At 70.7% G+C, this 21,978-nt stretch carries 21 protein-coding genes; 17 read left to right on the top strand and 4 right to left on the bottom strand.

The features are described from left to right. The first annotated feature begins 2 nt into the window (after window positions 1-2). Window positions 3-572 carry a SigE family RNA polymerase sigma factor gene (locus RNB18_RS10340; protein ID WP_311714251.1) on the top strand — a complete coding sequence of 190 codons (570 nt, stop codon included), beginning with the start codon at window positions 3-5 and terminating at the stop codon, window positions 570-572. Beyond that, window positions 569-1,822 carry a YncE family protein gene (locus tag RNB18_RS10335; RefSeq protein WP_311713827.1) on the top strand — a complete coding sequence of 418 codons (1,254 nt, stop codon included), beginning with the start codon at window positions 569-571 and terminating at the stop codon, window positions 1,820-1,822. Before RNB18_RS10340 ends, RNB18_RS10335 begins: the two co-directional genes overlap by 4 nt. On the opposite strand, the gene dapA is transcribed toward RNB18_RS10335, so the two are convergent. Then, window positions 1,823-2,716: a 4-hydroxy-tetrahydrodipicolinate synthase gene (gene dapA / locus RNB18_RS10330; RefSeq protein WP_311713826.1), complete on the bottom strand. Its 894-nt coding sequence runs from the start codon at window positions 2,714-2,716 to the stop codon at window positions 1,823-1,825. 152 nt (window positions 2,717-2,868) lie between these two features. Here dapA and RNB18_RS10325 point away from each other — a divergent pair, with 152 nt between their 5' ends. Genes RNB18_RS10325 through RNB18_RS10310 form a run of 4 tightly spaced genes read left to right on the top strand, consistent with a single transcriptional unit; the run spans window position 2,869 to window position 4,658 of the window. Next, window positions 2,869-2,997, top strand: coding sequence for a hypothetical protein (locus RNB18_RS10325; protein WP_263973619.1), 129 nt, complete (start codon window positions 2,869-2,871; stop codon window positions 2,995-2,997). Continuing rightward, entirely contained in the window at window positions 2,994-3,686 is a 693-nt protein-coding gene (locus RNB18_RS10320; RefSeq protein WP_311713825.1) for a hypothetical protein, read from the top strand. Before RNB18_RS10325 ends, RNB18_RS10320 begins: the two co-directional genes overlap by 4 nt. A gap of 52 nt (window positions 3,687-3,738) precedes the next feature. Continuing rightward, window positions 3,739-4,158 carry a phage holin family protein gene (locus RNB18_RS10315; RefSeq protein ID WP_057618328.1) on the top strand — a complete coding sequence of 140 codons (420 nt, stop codon included), beginning with the start codon at window positions 3,739-3,741 and terminating at the stop codon, window positions 4,156-4,158. Continuing rightward, window positions 4,155-4,658, top strand: a complete 504-nt coding sequence (locus RNB18_RS10310) for a DUF3618 domain-containing protein (RefSeq protein WP_311713824.1) — start codon at window positions 4,155-4,157, stop codon at window positions 4,656-4,658. Before RNB18_RS10315 ends, RNB18_RS10310 begins: the two co-directional genes overlap by 4 nt. Window positions 4,659-4,713: 55 nt before the next feature. Here RNB18_RS10310 and RNB18_RS10305 read toward each other — a convergent pair whose 3' ends face one another. After that, the gene (locus RNB18_RS10305) at window positions 4,714-5,685 is read right to left on the bottom strand and encodes a YihY/virulence factor BrkB family protein (RefSeq protein WP_311713823.1); all 972 of its coding nucleotides are present in this window, start codon (window positions 5,683-5,685) and stop codon (window positions 4,714-4,716) included. A gap of 79 nt (window positions 5,686-5,764) precedes the next feature. Between RNB18_RS10305 and RNB18_RS10300 the strand changes: the two genes are divergently transcribed. From RNB18_RS10300 to RNB18_RS10290, 3 genes are all read left to right on the top strand, one after another. Then, window positions 5,765-6,466: an antibiotic biosynthesis monooxygenase gene (locus RNB18_RS10300; RefSeq protein WP_311713822.1), complete on the top strand. Its 702-nt coding sequence runs from the start codon at window positions 5,765-5,767 to the stop codon at window positions 6,464-6,466. A 62-nt stretch (window positions 6,467-6,528) separates the two neighbouring features. Then, a complete protein-coding gene (locus RNB18_RS10295; protein WP_062038448.1) occupies window positions 6,529-7,125 on the top strand; it encodes an ArsR/SmtB family transcription factor in 597 nt (198 codons plus the stop codon). A 3-nt stretch (window positions 7,126-7,128) separates the two neighbouring features. Continuing rightward, window positions 7,129-7,863 (top strand): SRPBCC family protein, encoded by a 735-nt coding sequence (locus RNB18_RS10290; protein ID WP_311713821.1) that lies wholly within the window; start codon window positions 7,129-7,131, stop codon window positions 7,861-7,863. A gap of 11 nt (window positions 7,864-7,874) precedes the next feature. On the opposite strand, the gene RNB18_RS10285 is transcribed toward RNB18_RS10290, so the two are convergent. Beyond that, on the bottom strand, window positions 7,875-9,698 hold the full coding sequence (locus tag RNB18_RS10285; RefSeq protein WP_311713820.1) for an endonuclease/exonuclease/phosphatase family protein: 1,824 nt from the start codon (window positions 9,696-9,698) through the stop codon (window positions 7,875-7,877). A 276-nt stretch (window positions 9,699-9,974) separates the two neighbouring features. Between RNB18_RS10285 and RNB18_RS10280 the strand changes: the two genes are divergently transcribed. The 6 genes from RNB18_RS10280 (at window position 9,975) to RNB18_RS10255 (ending at window position 17,961) form a co-directional block, all read left to right on the top strand. Continuing rightward, complete coding sequence (locus tag RNB18_RS10280; protein ID WP_311713819.1) at window positions 9,975-11,399, top strand: hypothetical protein; 1,425 nt, start codon at window positions 9,975-9,977, stop codon at window positions 11,397-11,399. Window positions 11,400-11,607: 208 nt separating this feature from the next. Continuing rightward, window positions 11,608-13,053, top strand: coding sequence for an alkaline phosphatase PhoX (locus RNB18_RS10275; RefSeq protein WP_311713818.1), 1,446 nt, complete (start codon window positions 11,608-11,610; stop codon window positions 13,051-13,053). A gap of 452 nt (window positions 13,054-13,505) precedes the next feature. Beyond that, complete coding sequence (locus RNB18_RS10270) at window positions 13,506-15,086, top strand: TROVE domain-containing protein (RefSeq protein ID WP_311713817.1); 1,581 nt, start codon at window positions 13,506-13,508, stop codon at window positions 15,084-15,086. Between the two features lie 95 nt (window positions 15,087-15,181). After that, entirely contained in the window at window positions 15,182-15,829 is a 648-nt protein-coding gene (locus RNB18_RS10265) for a GntR family transcriptional regulator (protein WP_311713816.1), read from the top strand. Between the two features lie 29 nt (window positions 15,830-15,858). Further along, window positions 15,859-16,875: a 1-aminocyclopropane-1-carboxylate deaminase gene (locus RNB18_RS10260; protein WP_311713815.1), complete on the top strand. Its 1,017-nt coding sequence runs from the start codon at window positions 15,859-15,861 to the stop codon at window positions 16,873-16,875. Window positions 16,876-16,920: 45 nt separating this feature from the next. Then, entirely contained in the window at window positions 16,921-17,961 is a 1,041-nt protein-coding gene (locus RNB18_RS10255; RefSeq protein WP_311713814.1) for a LacI family DNA-binding transcriptional regulator, read from the top strand. Window positions 17,962-18,042: 81 nt separating this feature from the next. Here the strand turns inward: RNB18_RS10255 and RNB18_RS10250 are convergent, their stop codons facing one another. After that, window positions 18,043-19,665 carry a PucR family transcriptional regulator gene (locus RNB18_RS10250; protein WP_311713813.1) on the bottom strand — a complete coding sequence of 541 codons (1,623 nt, stop codon included), beginning with the start codon at window positions 19,663-19,665 and terminating at the stop codon, window positions 18,043-18,045. Window positions 19,666-19,943: 278 nt separating this feature from the next. On the opposite strand from RNB18_RS10250, the gene solA reads away from it, so the two are divergent. Together solA and RNB18_RS10240 are read left to right on the top strand one after the other, a co-directional pair. Beyond that, window positions 19,944-21,098, top strand: a complete 1,155-nt coding sequence (solA, locus tag RNB18_RS10245; RefSeq protein ID WP_311713812.1) for an N-methyl-L-tryptophan oxidase — start codon at window positions 19,944-19,946, stop codon at window positions 21,096-21,098. Window positions 21,099-21,211: 113 nt separating this feature from the next. Next, window positions 21,212-21,892: a haloacid dehalogenase type II gene (locus RNB18_RS10240; protein WP_311713811.1), complete on the top strand. Its 681-nt coding sequence runs from the start codon at window positions 21,212-21,214 to the stop codon at window positions 21,890-21,892. Window positions 21,893-21,978 lie beyond the last annotated feature (86 nt).

Below are 21,978 nucleotides of genomic sequence, written 5' to 3'. Positions count from 1 at the left end.
CGATGAATGCCGAAGGGCTGGAGAGTTTCCGGGACTTCGTGGACAGCAGATCGTCCGCCCTGCTGAAGACCGCTGTGCTGCTGTGCGGGGGAGACCAGCACGCCGGTGAGGACCTGTTGCAGAACGCCCTGGTCAAGACGGCCGGGCGGTGGCAGAAGATCGACGAACCCGAGGCCTATGTACGGCAGGTCCTCTACCGCCAGCAGGTCAGCCGCTGGCGGCTGAAGTGGCCCCGCCGGGAGGTCAGTGTCGCCGAGCCGCCCGAACCAGCGGGCAGCGGCGAGCCCGGCGCCGACACCGCCGCCGCGGCCGAACTGCGCCTGGTGATGCGCCAGGCCCTGTCCCGGCTCACCGCACGCCAGCGCACCGTGCTGGTGCTGCGCTACTTCGAGGACCTGCCCGAGGCCGACGTGGCGCGGCTCCTCGGCTGCTCCGTCGGAACCGTACGGTCCACCACCCACCGCTCGCTGGCCCGGCTGCGTCAGCTCGCGCCCGAACTGGCCGCCCTCGGGCCCGCCCAGGCCGAGCGGTCCGAGTCCCGTGACTACTCGCCCGTGGAGGTGCGTCAGTGAACGTCGACGACATCGTGCGCGACGCGCTGCGCGAGCAAGCCGCCGAACAGCCCCCCGCGGCAGCGGGGTTCGCCGACCGGGTGCTCGCCGTCCGGCGCCGCCGCCGTACCCGCAGGATCGCGGCCGCCGCGGTCGTCACGGTGGCCGTGGTCGCCGTCGGGGTCGGGGTGCCGCTGCTGGACTCCGGCAAGCACGACGTACGGCCCTCGGGGGGCGGTGGCGTCGTGGTGGAGAAGAAGACGAAGGCCCACCCCGACCAGTCGCCACCGCGCGAGGAGATCTCCGTCGGGGGCACGACCCTGGCCGGGTACTTCATCCCGGACACGGTCAAGAAGACCGCGGAGACCGCCGTCTACCAGCGCACCTACCACCTGCTGAACCCGAAGACCGGCAAGTACGCCAAAACCGTGGACTGGTCCTGGGTCGCCGTCGCGCCCGGCGCGAAGACCGCCGCCGTCCTCGAACAGGACCTGCCCACCTCGCGGATCGGCCTGCTCGATCTGACCACCGGCAAGGTCGAGCGGTGGATCCCGGTCGAACGCGGGGTCGGCGGGCTTGCCTTCTCCCGGGACGGCCGCAAGCTGGTCGCGACGACGTACGCCAAGAATCCCGATCTGCGGGTCAAGACCGAGGGCGACATCGAATGGAGCCCGGAGTGGACGTCGAGCCGCTCCGGCTTCTACGTCCTCGACGTGGCCTCCGGGAAGGGCGACTGGAACGAGGTGAAGCTCGCCTCCGACGACGGCGAGCTCGGGGGTTCCGTCCTCAACTCCCGCCAGGACTTCGCCCTCACCGACGACGGCCTGCACGTCTGGTCCGGGAACCCCATGGGGGACATCGGCAAGGAGTTCTGGGACCTCAAGGGCAACAAGGTCCCCACACCGGCGAAGGACAAGCACCTGCAGTGGTATGTGGACGCGGGGAAGTCGCCGGACGGCAGCCTCGTCGCCGGTGAATTCGCGGGCAAGAGGTGGAAGACCTCCTCCTGGATCGTCGATGCCGCGACCGGTGAGACGACCGAGGTGCACGGACAGCAGCTGCTCGCCTGGGTGGGCAACAAGCAGCTCATCGCCTGGGACATCGGCAAGAACGACAAGAGCGAGTTCCATCAGCGGCTCGTGCTGGTCACCATCGGCAGCGACAAGGAGACCCCGCTCAGCGGCTTCCGGCAGAGCGACGAGGGCATCGAGGGCGAAGCGGGCAACGCGGGGAACGCCGGACGCTGGGAGCCGGTCTTCGCCCAGCCCTGATCAGGCGGCCACGAGTCGTTCGTACTCCGCCAGCAGCCCGTCGGCCGCCTCCCGGCCGGCGGGCCGCAGCGGGGCGCGGACCGGGCCCGCGGGGAGACCGAGCGCGTGGAGGAGGGCCTTGGCAGTGACCGTGCCGGGCAGGCCCGCCGACATCATCGCCTCGATCAGCGGCGTGGCCCGTTGTTGGAGGCGGGCGGACACGGGGGTGTCGCCCGCCTCGAACATGTCCAGGATCGCGCGGAGTTGAGCCGGAACCACGTTGGCCACCGTGCTGACGTAGCCCGCCGCGCCCACCGCGTACAGGGCGAGGATGTGCTCGTCGCAGCCCGCGTAGTACGCCAACTCCGTGCGGTTCAGGACCTTTTGGGTGCCGAGAAGGTCGTAGGAGCAGTCCTTGACCGCGACGATCCGGGGGTGCTCGGCGAGCCGGATCATCGTCTCCGGCTCGATGCGGGTGCCGGTGCGGCCCGGGATGTCGTAGAGCATGACGGGCAGTCCGGAGGCGTCCGCGATCTCCCTGAAGTGTGCCTCCAGCGCGTCCTGCGGTGGCCTGCTGTAGTAGGGGCTGACCACCAACACCCCGTCCGCGCCCGCCTTTTCGGCCGCGAGGGTCAGCTCCACCGTGTGCCGGGTGTCGAAGGTGCCCACCCCCGCCACCACCGACGCCCGCTCGCCCACCGCCTCCCGTACCGCCGTGACGAGGGCGGCCTTCTCGGCGTCCGTCGTGGTCGGCGACTCGCCCGTGGTGCCGGAGAGGACGAGCCCGTCACAGCCCTCCGTCACCAGGTGGTCGGCGAGCGCCTGCGCGCCGTCGAGATCGAGGGCGCCGGCCTCGTCGAAGGGCGTGATCATGGCGCAGAGGGCGCGGCCGAAGGGCGGGGCGGGTGTCGTCATACGCGTAGTCTCGGCACACCGACCGTGAAGCTCCACTTAATTCTTCTACGGTGTACCGGTAAGCGATGCTGCGAAAAGGCCCTATGTCCAAATCGGGCCCGCATGGGTCACCATGGTCAGGACGGTGCACGACCCCTGGTCCTGGAGGCGTCATGAAGCTCGGCAAGGCACTCGCCACCGGAGTCGCGGAAGAGCGGCCGGAGATCCACGACGAGGAGCTCGAGCTCCCCGAGGAGATCAAGGAGCTGAAGGCTCCCGAAGAGGTTCCGGCGGCCCGATGAGACTGCGGCTTCCGGAGGAACGCCCGACGGAGCCGCCGACCGGATACAAGATCGCCCACCCGGTGCTGTCCCAGGACGGCACCCGGGCCGGGTTCACCGGTGTGTCGCTCGGCGGCGCGCTGCCGTACGGAGTCCTGGCCGACGCGTCCTGCGTCTATGGCCTGCGGCACCGGGCGCCGAACCGCCGCTGCGACTGCGGCTTCCACTGCGTGCACGACCGCGCGGCGGCCGAGGCACTGCTGTGCACGGCCGAGCACCGTACGGCCGTCCTCCTCGACGTCCTGGTCCTCGGCCGCTACCTCCGCTTCGAGCTCGGCTTCCGCTACGCCCGCCAGCGGGTGCGGACCGCCACCGTCGGACCCTGCGCCTGCGGCACGGTCGCGGCGGCCCTCGCCGACGCCGACTGGGGCAGACCCGGCTGGCGGGCCCTGTCGCCCTCCTGTGCGGGCTGCCTGCGCGGTCGTACGGCCGTCTCGCTCGCCGGGTTCGCGCGGCTGGCCGGAGAGGGGCTGCGGGTGGTGGCACGGCCCGCCACGGTGCTCACGCAAGGTGACCTCGGGACGCCCGAGGGTCTCGGGGTGCCCGAACTGGCCGCCGAGGCGGCTCTGTTGCAGGCCCGGCTCGACTGGTTCCAGAGCCAGCTGGCCCGGCTCGGACAGCCTGGCCCGGACGGCGGTCCGCAGGGGTAGCGGGGGCCGGGCCGGGTACCCGGGAGTTCCGACCGAGAGGAGGCGGAACACCGTGACCGGAACCACGGCCCCCAGGCCGGTGCACGACGAACATCACTCGGTGGGCGAACTCGTCGGACAGGCCACCGAACAGGTCTCGCGGCTGGTGCGGCAAGAAGTCGCCCTCGCGAAGGAAGAGCTGGCCGAGAAGGGCCGGCGGGCCGGAAAAGGCGGCGGGCTGCTCGGTGCGGCCGGCGCCTTCGCCTACGCGGGACTGCTCGCCCTGGCCGGAACGGCCACCGCCGCCCTCTCCCTGGTGCTGTCGGTGTGGGCCTCGGCGCTGATCGTGACGGCCGTGCTGTTCGTGATCGCAGGGGTGCTCGCCGCCACCGGTCGCGCCCAGCTGCGCCGTGCCACACCCCCGACGCCCGAGGAGGCCCTCGGCAGCGTCAAGGCGGACGTCGAGGAGATCAGGGAAAGGGCGCACCGATGACGGACAGGACGAGCGGCGAGCCCCCCGTGACGGGGGCCAAGGGACCCGATGAGCTGCGGCGCCAGATCGAGCGGACCCGCAGCGAACTCGGCGACACGGTAGAGGAGTTGGCAGGAAAGATGGACGTGAAGGGCCGCGCACGGGCCCGTGCGGCAGACCTCAGGGACAAGGCGGGCGCGATGACCGTGCAGCTGCGCAGCAGCGCCGCACAGGCCGGTCACACCGTGCACGACCGGGCCACGCAAGCCGGACACAAGGTCCAGGACAAGGCGGTGAAGTCCGGTCACCAGGTCCAGGACCGGACGCTGCGGGCCGGCCATGTCACCCAGGGCAAGGCTTCGCAGACGAGTGCCGCCCTGGAGCGCAGGGCGGAGCACAGCGTGCCCAGGCCGGCCCGGCCCCTGGTCATGGCCGCGATACGGCATCCGCGGCCGACGCTGATCGTCGGCGCGGCAGTGGCCACGGTCGTCGTGGTGTCGTGGCGGTACCCCAAGAAGTGAGCGGTGCGTACGGCTGGGCGCGGGCGGTGGCCCGCGCCCAGCCTTGTGCGTACCGTCACCGCCCGCGGTTCGCCCGCAGCCTCGGCGGCCACTTCCGCGTGTCCCGGGGCTCCACGTACGGCTCCTGAGCCGGCTCGGCCTCGCCGGAGACGATCGCCCGCTCCCGGGCCAGTTCCGCGTCGAACTCCAGGCCCAGCAGGATCGCCAGGTTCGTCAGCCAGAGCCACACCAGGAAGACGATGGCGCCGGCGAGGGTGCCGTATGTCTTGTTGTAGGAGCCGAAGTTGGCGGCATAGAGAGCGAAGCCCGCGGAGGCGGCGAGCCAGACCAGGGTGGCGAGGACGCTGCCCGGCGAGATCCAGTGGAAGCCGCGGCCGCGGACGTTGGGGGCCGCCCAGTACAGCAGCGCGATCATCAGGACGACCAGGAGCAGCAGCACCGGCCACTTGGTCACGCCCCAGAGCGCGATCGCCGCGTGGCCGAACCCCACCGCCCTGCCCGCCCGTTCGGCCAGCGGGCCCGTGAACACCACGATCAGCGCGCTCGCCGCCAGCATCAGCATCAACGTCACGGTCAGCGCCAGCCGCAGCGGCGTCAGCTTCCACACCGGACGCCCCTCGGGAAGGTCGTACACCGCGTTGGACGTACGGATGAACGCGGCGACATACCCGGACGCCGACCACAGCGCGGCGAGCAGGCCGACGATCGCGAGCACGCTGCCCGTGCCGCCGCTGTCGCCGAGCTGGACCACCGCGTCCCGCAGGATGTCCCGGGCCGGACCCGGCGCGAGGTCCCCGATGTTGTCCAGGATCTTGTCCGTGGCGCGCTGTCCCACCACGCCCAGCAGGGAGACCATCACCAGCAGGGCGGGGAACAGCGACAGGACGCCGTAGTACGTCAACGCCGCCGCGCGGTCGGCGAGTTCGTCGTCCAGCAACTCCTTCGCCGTGCGCCGCAGCACCGCACGCCAGGATCGCGCGGGCAACTTGGAGGGGCTGTTCGGCTGGTCCTCGGCCTGCTCGTCCATGCCGTGGCGGGTCTCCCGAAACCACCCCCCGAACCGCCGACTTGACCTGAATCTTGGTTGAGGTTGAAGGGTGGTCGGTATGACACGACGTACCGACACTCACCCCGACCTGACCGACCCTCGCGCCGGTGCCCCCTTCTTCAGTCACTGGCGTGTGGGCACCCCCCTGCGCCAGCGGCAGACCGTCGAGGCCGTCGCCGCCGTCTGGGAGCGGCGGCCCTGGCCCGCCGACGGCCTGCTCGGCTATCACCTCTACCGCGGGCACGACACCGCCACCCTGATGCACTACTCGCAGTGGGTGAGCGAGCAGGCCTACGAGGCCTTCGTCAAGACTCACCGGCAGGAGCGTGTGGACGAGATCGACACCGTCGTTCCGGGCATCGAGCGGCTGGGCCTCGGCCGCTACCGGCACTACCGCAGCGTCGCCCGGGACGGTGACCCGCGCGTCCCCGGCTGCATCGTGATCGTCGACATCGAGTTCGACGGACCCGACCCCGACCGCCAGCGCGCCTGGGTGGACGCCGTCCTCGACGCGCTGGAGAGCGAGCCGAACCCGCACCCCGGCGGTATCAGCGCCCACTTCCACCTCAGTACCGACGGCACCCGCGTCCTCAACTACGCCGAGTGGGAGAGCGCCCAGGCCCATCTCGACGCGCTCGCCGCGCCGGGGGACGGGATCGGCTCGGCCACGGAACGCTGGGAGCGCGTGCAGACCTGGCCGGGGCTGAAGAGCACCACGGTCAGCAGGTACGACCACGCTCTCGGGCTGATTCCCGGCTAGGGCCTCCCACCGAAAACTCGAACCGTCTGGACAAAAAAAGTGTTCGGTGAGACGGTGGACCCATGCTGGACGTCACCGTGATCGAGGACCCCGAGGCCGCAGCCGTCTCCCTGGACCCCATACGGGCGAGGCTGCTCGCCGAGCTGGCGGCCGGCCCCGCGTCGGCCGCCATGCTGGCCGGCAAGGTCGGGCTGCCCAGACAGAAGGTGAACTACCACCTGAAGGCGCTGGAGCGGCACGGCCTGGTCGAGCTCGCCGGGGAACGCCGCAAGGGCAACGTCACCGAACGGCTGATGCGGGCGACCGCGGCGTCGTACGTGATCTCACCCCTCGCCCTCGCCGCCGTACAGCCCGACCCGGACCGCTTCCGAGACCAGCTCTCCGCGCGCTGGCTGCTGGCACTGGGTGCCCGGCTGGTGCGGGATGTCGGTTCGCTGATCACCGGCGCGGCGAAGGCCCGCAAGCGGCTGGCGACGTACGCGCTGGACGGCGAGGTGCGCTTCGCCTCGGCCGCCGAACGGGCCGCGTTCATCGAGGAGTTGACGGCCGGAGTCACCGGCCTGATCCGCAAGTACGACGCCCCGGACGCCGAGGGGGGCCGTGACCACCGGATCGTGGTGGCCGTCCATCCCACGCTGAAACAGACCGAGTTGGAGTAGATCATGTCCAAAGAGTTCGAGATCGCCCGCGAGTTCGAGGTCGACGCCACCCCTGAGCAGGTGTGGGAGGCGATCACCACCGGAACCGGCGGCTATCTGTGGCCGATGGAGCCGCCCGAGCCCCGCGTCGGCGGCAAGGGGCCCTTCGGGTCCACGATCACCGCCTGGGATCCGCCGCACCGCTACACCAACCGGGTCGAGGACGTCGACGGCATCTCCGAGCAGAGCCTCAACCAGCTCGACTACACCGTCGAACCCCGTGACGAAGGCCGGCGGGCCTGGGTGCGGTACGTGCACAGCGGGATCTTCGTCGACGACTGGGACAACCAGTACGACGGCGCCGCCAAGCACACCGACTTCTATCTGCACACCCTGCGCGAGTACCTGACCCACTTCGCGCCCCGCCCGGCCGCCTTCGCGACCTTCGACGGACCCGAGGCGTCCAAGGCCCCCGACGCCCTCGCCGTCGTGGGGCGGGCGCTCGGCGTCGGCGAGGACGTGGCCGCCGGTACGCGCGTGACGGTCCACGGGCCGGACACCTTCGACGCCGTGGTCGACTTCCGCAACCCGTACTTCATCGGGCTGCGCACCGAGCGGAGCCTCACCCGCGTCTTCGGCCGCAACCACTGGGGCCACCCGGTCGGGATCTCCCTGCACGACTTCGCACCCGACTCCGACATCAAGGAGTGCGAGAGCGAGTGGCAGGCCTGGCTGAACGGAGTGTTCAACCAGGCCTGACCCCTCGTGGGTTACGGCTTGAAGCGCAGCACCTGCGGGTCGTGGTCGCTGATCTGGTCGTTGAACTCCGAGTTGATGTGCACGCTGTCGTACTCGAAGTCGCAGCCGCGCCGGATCGACGGGCTGACCAGGATCTGGTCCAGGACCTGCTGGTTGCCCTGGTAGTCGTAGGTGTAACGCTCGCTCCTGGGCAGCGACTTGATAGCCGACCAGAGCTCGCCGTCACCCTCCAGGATCTTCGCGGTGTCGGAGAACTCGAAGTCGTTGATGTCGCCGAGGGCGATGACGTCCGCGTTCTTCTGGGTGTCGAGGATGTCCTTGACGAAGGCGTTGACCAGGGTCGCCTGCTGGTGGCGCTGGATCTCCGAGCTGCGCGGCACCGGCTGGGTCGCCGAGCTCAGGCCGAAGTCGCCGCCCTTGGAGTTGAGGTGGTTGGCGATCACGAAGACCGTGCGGCCACGGAAGACGAACTCGCCGGCCAGCGGCTTGCGGCTGCTGTTCCAGGCCGTGTTCGTCGGGTCGATACGGCCCGGGGAGACCGTCAGCGCGGCCTTCCCGTGGGTCTTCGTCACGCCGACGGCCGTCGTGGCGTCGCCGCCCGCGCGGTCCGTGAAGGAGACCCGCTCCGGGTTGAAGAGGAAGACCTGGCGGATGTTGCCGCCCGGCTCGCCGCCGTCGGTGTCGTTGGCCGGGTCGATCGAGCGCGACTCGTACCTCGGGCCGCCCGCCGCGACGATCGCGTCGATCAGCTTGTTCACCGTCACGTCGGCGGCGGTCGTGCCGTCGTCCTTCGCGCCGTTGTTGTCCTGGATCTCCTCCAGGGACACGATGTCGGGCGACTTCAGGTTGTTCACGATCGCGGAGGCGTGCTCCTCGAAGGTGGCGTCGGTCGGGTCGAGGTTCTCGACGTTGTACGTCGCGACCGCCAGCTCGCCGTTCTTCTGCTTCTGCGTGGTCTCCCGCTCGAGACCGGCGCTCTTCAGCGTGCCGATCTCGTTCGCCACCAGGGTGTAGCCGCCGAACTGGTTGTAGTCCAGCGGGCCCGCGGTGGAGCCGGTGAGGACGTCACCGACGTTCGCGACGGGGAAGGCGGAGGTCGAGCCCAGCGACTGGATCTGCAGGCGTCCGGTGTTCTGCGACGTGTAGGAGCCGTAGAGGGTGCCGCCGCGGCGCGTGGTGTTCTCGCGCGGCTTCACCGTCACCCACAGCTCGGTGTACGGGTCGGTCGCGCCGACCACGCGGGTGTCGGCGACCTTGACGTTCATGCCCTCCAGGGACTCGTAGAAGTCCAGGGCGTACTTCTTCGGCTCCAGTGTCAGGCCGTTGATCGAGTTGCCCGCGGCGGGGTCGCCCGCCGGGGCGTAGGCGGCCGGCACCGACCTCGCGTCGATCACCGTGGCGGCGGGGACCGCGTTGCCGCTGGAGACGACCGTGACGGTCGGCTTGGTGATCTCGGTCAGCGACTGGTTCCCGGTCGACGTGCCGCCCGGGACGTACTCCGAGACCGTGCCGCTGACCGTGACGGCGTCACCGACGGCCACCTTCGGGGCGGAGCTGGTGAAGACGAACACGCCCTCACTGGTGGCCGGGTCGGCGTCGGGGTTCGGATCCTGGATCCAGAAACCCTTGGAGGAACCGTAGGTGCGCACACCGGTGACGATTCCGGCCACATCCGCGACCTTCTGACCGGCGTACGGGGATATCCGGGTCGCGCCCTGGATGTCATGGATGCTCACGCCGGCCGCGTGGGCGGGCGAGACGAGGACGACGGTGGAGGCCGCCGACAGGGCGGCGACGGTGAGCGCGGCGAGACGCGCGGACTTCTTGCTCGGCAACGGGATCCCTCCGGGGACGAACGTAGGCGCCGGGACGAGGGTGAACGAGGAACGGTGGGAGCCGCGACCTGTGGGGCGGTGGCGACGCGCGTAGAAACTACAGTGAACAGATGTCCGCCGGATTTCTACGCGCGTCAATCTCCTGCCTGGTCAGTCCAGTTGTCAAGGTTTCAGCCATGTACGGACCCTGTCGGGGACATGAACCGGGCGGCATAGGTGGATATCCGTCTACGCTGAGCGGCTGAGTGGCACGACGCGTCCTAGGAGAACCAGCCGATGTCAGACAGCTCCCCCCTGCCGCCGGTGCGGCTGCACCCCGAAGCGGAGCTGGCGCGGGACGCCCTGTCCACGCCGCTGCTCGCCCGGGCCGCCAGGCTCGCCCGCTGGGCCGGCCAGGACACGCGGGTCGACGCCGGGGGCGGACTCGCCGAGGAGCAGCTGCCCGCGGCCGCCGCACACCTCGGACTGACCGGGGACGAGGCGGCGGCCCACGCGAGCGAGGCCTGGCGGGTGGCCGTCGACACCGGGCTCGTCGAGATCGTCGACGAGGAGGAGGGCACGGTCGCCACCGGCGAGGACCTGGCTCTGCTGTCCGGGTCCCCGCAGGACGTGCTCGGCGTGTGGCTGACGGCGCTGGAAACGGCGCTGGCCGACGCGAGCGTGCCGGATCTGGACGATCTGGTCGACGCCATGGACGACGGCGGCGAGGTCGACTTCGCCTCCCTGGACTGGGACCCGCAGGCCGAGCAGGAGTTCCTCGACGGTGTGCTCGGGAACCTCTACCTGCTCACGGTCAGCGAGGACGGCCCCGGCGACGGCCCCGTGCCGCTGCCCGCCCTCGCCGCGTCGATGATCGTGCCGAGCGACATGGGCGAACCGACCAACGACGTCCTGGAGCAGGTGTCCGACGCGATGATGCGGTTGGACGATCAGTTCCGGGTCCTGGAGCCGGTGGGGATCGTCGAGTACCAGCCCGTCGACGAGGCGCTGATGGCGGACGCCGACGAGGAGCCCGCCGCGGTCGTCGACGAGACCGACGTCTCCCGGTACGGCATGGTCCGGCTCACCCCACTCGGGCTGTACGGGCTGCGGTCGCGGCTGCTGGAGGCGGGCATCACGGCACCGGCCGTCGGCGATCTCGCCGACAAGGGAGCGGACGCGCTGCTCGACGGGACCTCGACGTTCCCGCCCTCCGCCGCGCAGGCCGAGACCGAGCAGTGGCTGGACCGGCGTGAACCTCTCGCGGCGGTCCGGGAACTGCTGACGGCGGCCCGGGGGAGCGACTCGGGCGCACCCTTGCGCAGGCTGCGGTGTCAGCAGGCGCTGTCATTGGTCGGTGCGGTCGCCGAACCCGCGTTGCGGGAGGTCCTCGACGACGCCGAGCTGGGTGGGCTGGCCCGGGTCTGGCTGACCGAGCGGGGGTTCGGGGATGTGCCCCCGCCTTCCCAGGACATGGTGTTCTGGCTGACCGTCGACACGATTGCCGCGCAGCTGGCCGCGGAGGGGAACTCCGAGGAGTTGCAGGCGTTGGTGGAAGGACTGGCCCAGCAGCACGGTGGGTTCTTCGCGGCGGCCTGGCGGGTCGACCACCCGGCCACCGCGGATGTGCTGGAGGCGATGGGGCGGTTGCATCCGGACAAGCGGGTGGCGAAGGAGGCGCGGAAGGCTGCGTTCAAGGCGCGGTCGCAGCAAGGGGGTTGACCGTCGAACGGCGGGTGCGGGTGTGTGGGGGCTGATCGCGCAGTTCCCCGCGCCCCTTAAAGGAATCCCCATCACCCTGTGTTGATTCATTCAAGCCACTCCCCTGAGTCCTCTCGCTGTTCAGCTGGTGTTCAGACATGGGCGGGACCGTTGCGCCGACCCGAGGTCCCCCACCCTCCACGGCATACCCACCGTCTCAGGAGACACCATGTCGCTCACCCGCAGGGACTTTGCCGCGAAATCCGCGATCACCGGAGCCGGTGTCGCGCTGGCGGGCAGTGTCGGCGCCCTCGCCACCGCACCCAACGCGCTCGCGGCCACCGACGTCGAGAGCGAGGGCGCGGAGATCGCGGGCGCCCACGGCGGTGTCGGCTACGGGCCGCTGATCGCCGACCCCGAGGGCCTGCTCGCGCTGCCCGCCGGGTTCACGTACAAGGTCATCACCTACAGCGGCAGGACCAAGCTGGAGTCCGGCGAGTTCACCCCGTCCAACCACGACGGTACGGCCACCTTCTGCGGCCCCCGCGGCGCGACCCTCCTGGTCAACAACCACGAGCTCAAGGGCCCGCGTGCCAACTGGCCCCACCCTGTGCCGCTCACCGAGGGCCTTGTCTACGACCCCGCCGCCTCCGGTGGCTGCACGGTCGTCGAGGTCCGCCACGGGCATGTCGCCGAGTGGGTCGGCATCGCCGGCACCTCCACCAACTGCGCGGGCGGCAGCACCCCTTGGGGCACCTGGCTCACCGGCGAGGAGACCGAGGACAAGGCCGGCCAGAACGGCATGACCAAGGACCACGGCTACATCTTCGAGGTCGACCCCGAGGACCGCCGCGCCAACCGCGACCCCAAGCCCGTCAAGGCGTTCGGCCGGTACGCCCACGAGGCGGTCGTCATCGACCCCAAGCGCGGCCACGCCTACCTGACCGAGGACGCTTCCGGCCCCAACGGCCTGCTCTTCCGCTGGACCCCGCCGGCGGGCTTCCACCACGGCCGCGGCAAGCTGCGCACCCTCGACGACAACGCGGGGGTCCTGCAGGCCTTCAAGTGCTTCGACTCCGGCGGCAAGTTCGTCGACGACCTCTCCCGCGCCACCAGGATCGGTACGGTGTACGGCGTCGACTGGGTCGACGTGCCCGACCGCGACGCCAAGACGGTCTCCGTCCGCAAACAGTTCACCGACGGCCAGGTCACCCGCGCCCGCAAGCTCGAGGGCATGTGGTGGGGCGACGGCGGCGCGTACGTCGTCTCCTCGTACGCCCGTGAGGAGAGCCCCGTCCAGCACGACGGCCAGGTCTGGTTCTACGACCCCAAGCGCCGCACCCTCACCCTGAAGGTCCTCCTCGGTGTGAACCCCGACCCGTCGAAGGACGGCGCCTTCGACGGCCCCGACAACATCACCGTCTCCCCGTACGGCGGCCTGGTCATCGCCGAGGACGGCGAGGGCGTCCAGCACCTGTTCGGCGCCACCGAAAGCGGCCGCACGTACCCCATCGCCCGCAATGAACTGAACCTCGGCACCGAAGAGGAGCCCGAGTACAGCGAGTTCACCGGCGTCACCTTCTCGCCCGACGGCCGGACGCTGTACGCCAACATCCAGACCCCGGGAATCATGCTGGCGATCACGGGGCCGTGGAAGCGGCAGAAGCGCGGCTGAATTTAATTCGCTCGCCCGGCCCGCGGCACGCCTCCTAGAGTGATGAACGTCCAGGTGCGAAGGCAGGACCTACTTCCACTCTTAATGGGGAGGCCGCGGGTTCGAATCCCGCCACCGGTACCACGTGCCGGTGTAGCTCAGAGGCAGAGCACCTAATGTCGGTTCCGCCGATCTGAACTCTGGACACCACAACTTCATGCACCTCCCGGTGCGAGCATTTTGATCTCGGGAGGCGCAGCTCATGCTGGGTGCCCGGTGCGCAGGCGGCGGATACTTCGGGAACTGGTGGGGGGAAACCCTCGTGCGGGTTCGAATCCCGTCATTGACTCAGGGTCGGTGTGGCGGAACGGAAGACGCGCCAGTTTATAAGCACCGCAGTCGACTTCGACCTCGGGCACCCTCCATTTGCTGAGTCTCCCTCCGAAACGGAAACGAATTCGGGGGAATTCACCATGACGCGATTCAACAAGAAGGCTGCGCGGGCCCGTCCCACCTCGCGAGTGACGTCGACGGGACGCATCCTGCGGACGTACGAGGGCGGCCGGGGCCGTGAGCGTGACGCACGCTCCGAGCTGTTTCTGCTCGCGATCGCCAACTTCGTCTCCCAGCAGACCGCTTACGAGTCCGGCGCGGACCGCGACGACCGGTTCGCCACGCTCGTGCGGCAGCTCGCCGTCACCGACCCGGCCTGGACCGCCGGCCTGCTCGGCTGGCTGCGCGGCGAGGGCAACCTCCGTACCGCCTCGATCGTGGGCGCCGCCGAGTACGTCAAGGCGCGCCTCGACGCGGGCGCCACCGACGGCCCCTCGAACCGCGAGGTCGTGGCCTCCGTACTTCAGCGGCCCGACGAGCCCGGCGAGTTCCTCGGCTACTGGACGGCGCAGTACGGCCGTAACGTCCCGAAGCCCGTCAAGCGCGGGATCGCCGACGCCGTACGCCGTCTGTACCACGGCAAGTCGCTGCTGAAGTACGACACCGCGTCCAAGGGCTACCGTTTCGGCGACATCCTCAACCTCGTGCACGCGGCGCCGGACCCGGACAAGCCGTGGCAGGGCGAGCTGTTCCAGTACGCCCTCGACCGGCGGCACAACCCGGACACGGCCGTGCCGCCCGAGTCGAGCCGGGTCCTGACCGCGCACCGCGAGCTGATGGCGGTGCCGGCCGGCCGACGGCGTGCGGTGGTCACGTCCGGGGGTGGGGCCGAGCGGCTGGCCGCGGCCGGGATGACGTGGGAGGCGCTGGCCGGCTGGCTGCAGGGGCCGATGGACAGGGCGGCCTGGGAGGCCGTGATTCCGTCCATGGGCGCGATGGCACTGCTCCGCAACCTGCGCAACTTCGACGAGGCCGGAGTCTCCGACGAGGTCGCGGCCCAGGTGGCGGCCCGGATCAGCGATCCGGCGGAGGTCGTACGCTCGCGGCAGTTCCCCTTCCGGTACCTCGCCGCGTACCAGCACGCGCCGTCGCTGCGCTGGTCCTACCCGCTGGAGCAGGCGCTCGGCCACTCGCTGGCCAACGTGCCCGCGCTGCCCGGCCGGACCCTGGTGCTCGTCGACCGCTCCGGCTCGATGTGGACGCGGCTGTCCGACCGCTCGCGGCTCAACCGGGCCGACGCGGCGGCGATCTTCGGCACGGCGCTCGCGCTGCGGGCGGCCGACGCGGATCTCGTCGAGTTCGGCACCACGAGCCGGCGTCTGACCTTCGGCGAGGGCGAGTCGGTGCTGAAGATCCTCAGCCGCTTCGGCGACCTGGGCGGCACCGACACCACCTCGGCCGTCCGGGCGCACTACCGGGGACAGGACCGGGTGCTGATCGTCACCGACGAGCAGTACACGTACAACCGGCACGGCGGCCCGACCGAGCAGATCCCGGCCGAGGTACCGGTCTACACCTGGAACCTCGCCGGGTACCGGGCGGGCCACGGCCCCTCCGGCACCGGCAACCGCCACACCTTCGGAGGCCTCTCGGACGCGGCCTTCCGGATGGTTCCGCTGCTCGAGGCGGCCCAGGACGCCGACTGGCCCTGGGCTGCCTGAGCCCCGAACGTGGCCCGCACCTCACGGGGGGTGCGGGCCACTTACCTGTCCGAGCCCTTGTGCGCGGCGATGATTGACATCTAACATTTCACTTCATGGAGGCCATCCGACCACTCGCCCGCACGCTTCTCCGGGACCGCGCCTACGCATCCATCCGGGACGCCATCGTGGCCGGGGAGATCGAGCCCGGAGCGGTGGTGCGGGACGCCGATCTCGCCGAGCGGCTCGGGCTGTCGCGCGCGCCGGTGCGGGAGGCCTTCGCGCGGCTCGTCGACGAGGGGCTGCTGGAGAGCAAGCCGCAGAGCTACACGCGGGTGACCCAGGTCGTCGCCGCCGACGTGCGGGACGCCGCCGCGGTGGTCGGGGCCATGCACGAACTGGTCACGCGGGTCGCCGTGCCCCGGCTGTTCGCCGCCGACATCGAGACGATGCGCGCGGCCAATGCACGGTTCGCGGCCGCCGTCACCGCCGGTGACGTGGACGAAGCCCTGCACGCCGACGACGCCCTGCACGACGTCCTCGTCCGCGTCAGCGGCAACCGCGCGGCCGCCGCCACCACCGCCCGCTACACCCCTCTCATCCGCAGGCTGGAGCGCCGGCGCTTCGGCGAGGGCGGCAACTGCCGCTCGGCGGGCCTGCACGACCGGCTGATCGAGGCCTGCGCGGCCGGTGACGTGGACGAGGCGGTCCGGGTCACGGCGGAGATCTGGCGGGGCCTTGCCGAGTTGGCCGACAGCGACTGAGCCCACAGCGACCGACCCGGGAGGTCCCCATGCCCCTTTCGTCCTACGACCGTTACCCCCTCCTCTTCGGGCCGTCCCCCGTCCACCGCCTGGAGCGCCTCACCGCGCACCTCGGCGGCGCCGCGCTGTGGGCCAAGCGCGAGGACTGCAACTCCGGGATCGCGTACGGCGGCAACAAGACCCGCAAGCTGGAGTACCTGGTCGCGGACGCCCTCGCCAAGGGCTGCGACACCCTCGTCTCGATCGGCGGGGTCCAGTCCAACCACACCCGTCAGGTCGCCGCCTGCGCCGCCCGGGCCGGGCTCAAGTGCGTGCTGGTGCAGGAGAGTTGGGTGGACTGGCCGGACGCCGTCTACGACAAGGTCGGCAATATCCTGATCAGCCGGCTCGCCGGGGCCGACGTACGGCTGGTGAAGGCCGGGTTCGGGATCGGGTTCAAGGAGAGCTGGGAGCAGGCGCTCAGGGATGTCGAGGAAGGGGGCGGCAAGCCGTACGCCATCCCCGCCGGTGCCTCCGACCACCCGCTCGGCGGCCTCGGCTTCGCCGCGTGGGCCTATGAAGTCGCGGACCAGGAACGCGAGTTGGGCGTCTTCTTCGACACGGTCGTGGTCTGCTCGGTGACCGGCTCCACCCAGGCCGGCATGGTCGCCGGGTTCCGGGCGCTGGAGGAGGCGGGCGGCCGGCCCCGGCGCGTGCTCGGCATCGACGCCTCCGCCAAGCCCGTCGCCACCCGGGAACAGATCGCGCGGATCGCCCACGGCACCGGGCAACTCATCGGCGTACACAAGGAGTTGACCGAGGAGGACGTAGAGCTGGACGAGCGCTACCACGCGGGTGTCTACGGCATCCCCGACGCGATCACGCTGGAGGCGATGCGCCTCGCCGCCCGCACCGAGGGGATGGTCACCGACCCCGTGTACGAGGGCAAGTCGATGGCCGGAATGATCGACCTGGTCCGGCGGGGCGAGATCGGCGCGGACTCCACCGTGCTCTACGCCCACCTCGGAGGGCAGCCGGCCCTCAACGGGTACAGCGCGCTGTTCTAGCCCGGGCCGGGCCCGTTCCCGTGAGGGCTGGATACAGTGCACTGCATGTGGACCGACGAGCAGCAGCGGGAGCCCGGTGGTCACGCGTCCGACGGTCCTCGTCGCCGGGCGACGATTCACGACGTGGCGCAGCTCGCGGGAGTGTCACGGCAGACGGTCTCGCGGGCGGTGAACGACAAGGGCGAGATCGACCCGGACACCAAGGCGCGGGTGCTCGAAGCCGTGCGGATGCTGGACTACCGGCCCAGCCGGTTCGCGCGCGGGCTGGTGCGGAAGGGGACGGTGACCGCGGGGCTGGTCATTCCGGACCTGATGAATCCGTTCTTTCCCGAGGTCGCGGCCGGGGTGCTGGAGGCCGCCGAGGAGCGTGGCTGGCAGGTCGTGGTGTGGGACACCCGCACCGACGGTGCCAAGGAGCGGGAGGCGCTCGGCGTGCTGTCCCACCAGGCGGACGCCGTGATGGGCTACTTCAAGAACGACGACGAGGTCCTCGCCCGGTACCTCGGCGGTCTGCCGCTCGTCCTGCTGGAACGCGGCCCGCAGCAGACCCGGTTCGCGGCCGTCGGGATCGATGCCGCGGCGGGTCTCGAACAGGGCATCGCCCACCTGGTCCGGGCAGGTCACCGGCGGATCGGCATGCTGGACGGGGACCGGCTCACCCCCGGCCCCCGTCGCGAGGCGTTCCTGGCCGAGGTACGGCGGCACGGGCTGCCGGTCGACGACGGCTGGATCGCGATGTCGGACGGCCACGGCGTCGCGGGCGGCGAGGCGGCGATGGAGCAACTCCTCGACGCCCGGCCCCAGTTGACCGCGGTGTTCGGCTTCAACGACCTGATCGCCGTCGGCGCGATACGGGCCGCCCGGCGCCGGGGCCGGAGGGTGCCGGAGGACCTGGCCGTGCTGGGCTTCGACGGGCTCTCCCTGGGCGAACTGGTGGAACCCGCCCTCACCACCCTGCGGCTCGACAAGCGCCGGCTCGGGCGGCTGGCGGTCGAGCAGGTCGCGCGGCTGCGGGCCGGCGAGAAGCCGCTGACCGGCGCGGACGCCTGGGTGGCACCTGAGCTGGTGGTACGCGCCTCGGCCTGAGACCTGGCGTATCCGAGGCGTCGGTTTCTTCCCCCTGCCTGGCAGGCTGTACGGAGTCCGGAGACGACGCGGGCGTGCCCGTCATGCGCCGGGAACAGCTGCTTCCCCGGCGTCCAGGACCAGCACCGCGACGTGCAGGGACGTGCACTGCAGGCCTGATTCCAGGTCGCAGCCGAGGAGCCGTTCGATGGTGTGGAGGCGCTGGTAGTAGGCCTGCCGGGACATGCCGGCGCGTTTCGCCGCGACCGACTTGTTCCCGGCCGCCGCCAGATAGGCGCGCAGTGCCGGGAGCAGATCGCCGTTGTTGCGGTCGTCGTGCTCGATGAGGCGGGTCAGTTGCCGTTCCGCGTACCGCTGAAGACGGGTGTCCTCCCGCAGGACGCCCAGCAACTCCGGCAGTCGGACGTCGGCGGGGACGTAGAACCAGCGCTCCGGGGAGGCCGGTGTGATGGCCTCGGCCGTCTGCTCCGCCTCCTGCCACGACCGGGCGATCCCGGCGAGGTCGGTCACCCCGGGGCCGACGGCGACGACGGCCTCCGGTCCCAGCTCCTCCCGGGTCAGACGGCCGATCCGCTCGGCGACCGGCTGCCAGGCGCTCGCCTGTGCCAGTGCCAGAAGTACACCGATCCGGCCCGGGGCCGTCTCGCCGACCAGGGCGCGGACGCCGGTCTGCGCCAGCGCCTTCGCGATCCGTTCGTCGAGGTGCTCACCCTCGCTGCCGGTGTGGGTGTGGCGGATGACCAAGGCGAAGAGCCGGTGCCCGAGGGTCGGGAGCCCCAGTGCCTCGGCGCGGGCGCGCGCGTCCGCGGGGGAGCGGAAACGCCGTTCGTACAGGTCCCGCAGTACGGAGCGGTGGGCCCGGCGCTCCCACCAGGCAGGCCCGGCGAGGCGCGCCATGGTCAGCGCGACCGCCGCCCGCTCCAGCACCAGGACGTGTTCCGGGTCGGGCTCCGCCTTCAGCCTGCCCTCCAGCAGGACCAGCCGCCCCCACAGCCCCTGGTGGTCCTGCACCGGCGCGATCAGCCAGCCTTCCGGGCCGCTCGGCGTGATCCTCTCCGGCGTCGGGGCGGCCCGTGAACGCCGCGACCAGGCCGACACCACCGGCTCGTACGGCCGGCCGAGCAGCTCGCACATCAGGACCCGGTGGTTGAGATCCTCCAGCACCACCGGGGCTCCGGTGAGCTCCGCGGTGGTGTGCACCAGTTCCTCGGGATCCGCACCCCGCAGCGTCAGGGCGGTGAAGACGTCCTGGATGTCCCTCCCGCGCCGCAGCAGGGCTCCCTGGGCGTCAAGGATGAGCGCGTGCACCGTCTGCGTGACGTCGATGAACCGGACGCCACGGGCCAGCTCGACCAGCGGCACTTGACGGGCACGGCACGCCGCCACCAGCTCGCCGGGCACCTTCCGGTACCGGTAACCGAGCTCCACGATCAGACCGGCCGCGCCGACGTCGGCGAGCTGGTCGACGTAGTCCCGCAGCTCGGAGGCGTCCTCGGGGTACGGCATGCCGGTCGTCAGCACCAGCTCGCCGCCCTCCAGGAAATCGGCGGGATTGAGCAGCTCGGTGACATGCACCCAGCGCACCGACCTGTCCAGCTGTGATTCACCGGCCAGCACGCGCGGCATCCCCTCGGCGAGCACGGGCAGGCGCAGTACTTCCGTGATCGTGGGGAAGTGCCCGTTTGCGGGACGTCTGGGCGGCATAGGGGGTGCTCTCATCCGAGGGGATCGGGGTCACCCTCGCACCGGCCACTCACCGTGACAAGAGGGGCCCGGCATTTTGTGCGGCCCGGTCGTCCGCAGTGACAGACCGTCTCGAGAAGGCTGTCAGGTGGAACACAGTGTGGGTTGACCTGCAGGTTCCCCCGGGCCGAGAGTGAACGCCATCCCCAGAGGGACCTGAACCGGAAGAGTCCCCACGATGTCCGCACCGTGCTGGGGCCCACTGCCACCCGGACCACACCATCGAAAGGAGCGACCTCATGCGCATCCCGAAGCGCGTCGCCGTGATCGGTGCCGGCAGCATGGGCAGCCAGGCCATGTGGCGACTGGCCGCCCGCGGAGCCGAGGTCATCGGCTACGACCGGTACGCGCCGGGTCACGACCGCGGTGCGGCCGGGGGCGAGACCCGCATCTTCCGAGCCGCACACCTGGGCGAACCCCGTTACATTCCGCTGCTGCGGCTCGCCGACCGGATGTGGGACCACCTGCAGGGCGAGACCGGATTCGCTCTGCGACGCCGCAGCGGATGCCTGGTGATGGGCGAAACCGCCTCGCCCTCCATGAGCCTCCTGCTCGCCGCCGGTTCCACCCACCGGCTGGATCACGAGGTACTGGACCGGGAGGAACTCGCCCGCCGCTACCCGCAACACCGCCTCCCGGACGGGCACACCGCCGTCCTCGACCGGATGGGCGCCGTCCTCAGGCCCGAGGCGTCGATCCAGGCCGCCGCCGCCCGTGCCGAGCAGCTGGGCGCCCGACTGCACCGCTACACCCCGGTGCGGGAGATCGCGCCCGCGGCAGGCGGCGGGGTGCACATCGTCACCGACCAGGGCACGGGTCACGTGGACACCGCGGTGGTCACCGTGGGCCCCTGGATCAACACCCTGCTCCCGGACCTGCCGCGGGCGGTCGACGTCCGCCGGCTGATCAGCTCCTGGCACCTCCCCACCCGCCACGACTGGTTCGCGGGCGGCGCCCCCGCCTTCGTACGCAGCACACCCCACGACTGCTACGGGCTGCCGTCGCCCGACGGCATGTCCGTCAAGCTGGGCCTCTCCTTCAAGCTGGGTCTCCACTCCGCGCGCCATCTGCCGGTGGCCGACCCCGAACGGCTCGAGCGGACGGTCCACCCGGAGGAACTCGCCACCATGCGCGAGTTCATCAGCGAGCTGATGCCCGACCTGAACCCCGACCCCATCAGGATGTCGGCCTACATGGAGGGCTACACCGACTCCGGGAACCCGCTCGTCGGCCGCCTCCCCGGCGAGGACGACATCATCGTCATGGCCGGCTTCTCCGGCAGCGGCTTCAAACTGTCGCCCGCCATGGGCGAGATCGCCGCCGACCTCGCCCTGGACGGCACCACCGACCATCCCGTCGACTTCCTGGCACCGGCCGCAGCCGGCGCCGTCTGACCCGAAGTCACCTCGCCTCCCCCATGGGGAAGTCCGTCACAGGTGTGCCGGAAAAGTAGCGACAAATGCCGAATCGCAGCCTGTTTCCTGCAGCAAAGAACTGGAGTTCTTCCATGCCCATTCCGTCGTTTCAGTTCCGGCCGAAGTACGTCTCGTTCGACTGCTACGGCACGTTGATCGAGTGGCCCATGACCCCCATCACCCGTGAGCTCGTCGGCGACCAGATCCCCGCGGAGCACTGGGACCAGTTCGTCCGGGAGTTCCGCGGCTACCGCTACGACCAGGTCCGCGGCGAGTACTACCCCTACGAGCAGGTGCTGCAGGACTCCTTCGAGCGGGTCTGCCGCAAGTGGGGTGTGAAGGCGGCGCCGGACGCGGGCCAGCGGTTCGCCGACGGCGTGCGCAGCTGGGGCCCGCACGCCGACGTGCCGGAACCGCTGAAGAAGATGGGCGAGAACTACAAGCTGGTGATCTTCTCCAACGCCGGGGACTCCTACCTGGAGGAGAGCGTGCCCCGGCTCGGGGCGGACTTCCACGCGGTCTTCACCGCGGAGCAGGCCGGCTACTACAAGCCCCGGTACGCCGCGTTCGAGTACATGCTCGACCAACTCGACGCGTCCCCCGAGGACTTCGTGCACGTCTCCTCCCACACCCGCTACGACCTGATGCCGATGCACGACATGGGCTTCCGCAACCTCATCCTCCTGGACCGGGGCTGCGACCCGGTCACCCACGGCTACGACTACGTGCCGGTGAAGTCCCTGGACGAGCTCAACACGATGCTCGGCATCTGAATCACGACGCACACCGTCCCGCACGGACAGCCCCGAAGGACCCCCCCACCCCAGCGTTTTCCGTTCCCCCGAATCCAGACCCTCAC

Source organism: Streptomyces doebereineriae, assembly GCF_031845645.1.
GTDB lineage: Bacteria > Actinomycetota > Actinomycetes > Streptomycetales > Streptomycetaceae > Streptomyces > Streptomyces canus.
Note: the sequence above shows the minus strand (reverse complement) of the source record. Positions and strands in the feature narration are given on the sequence as shown.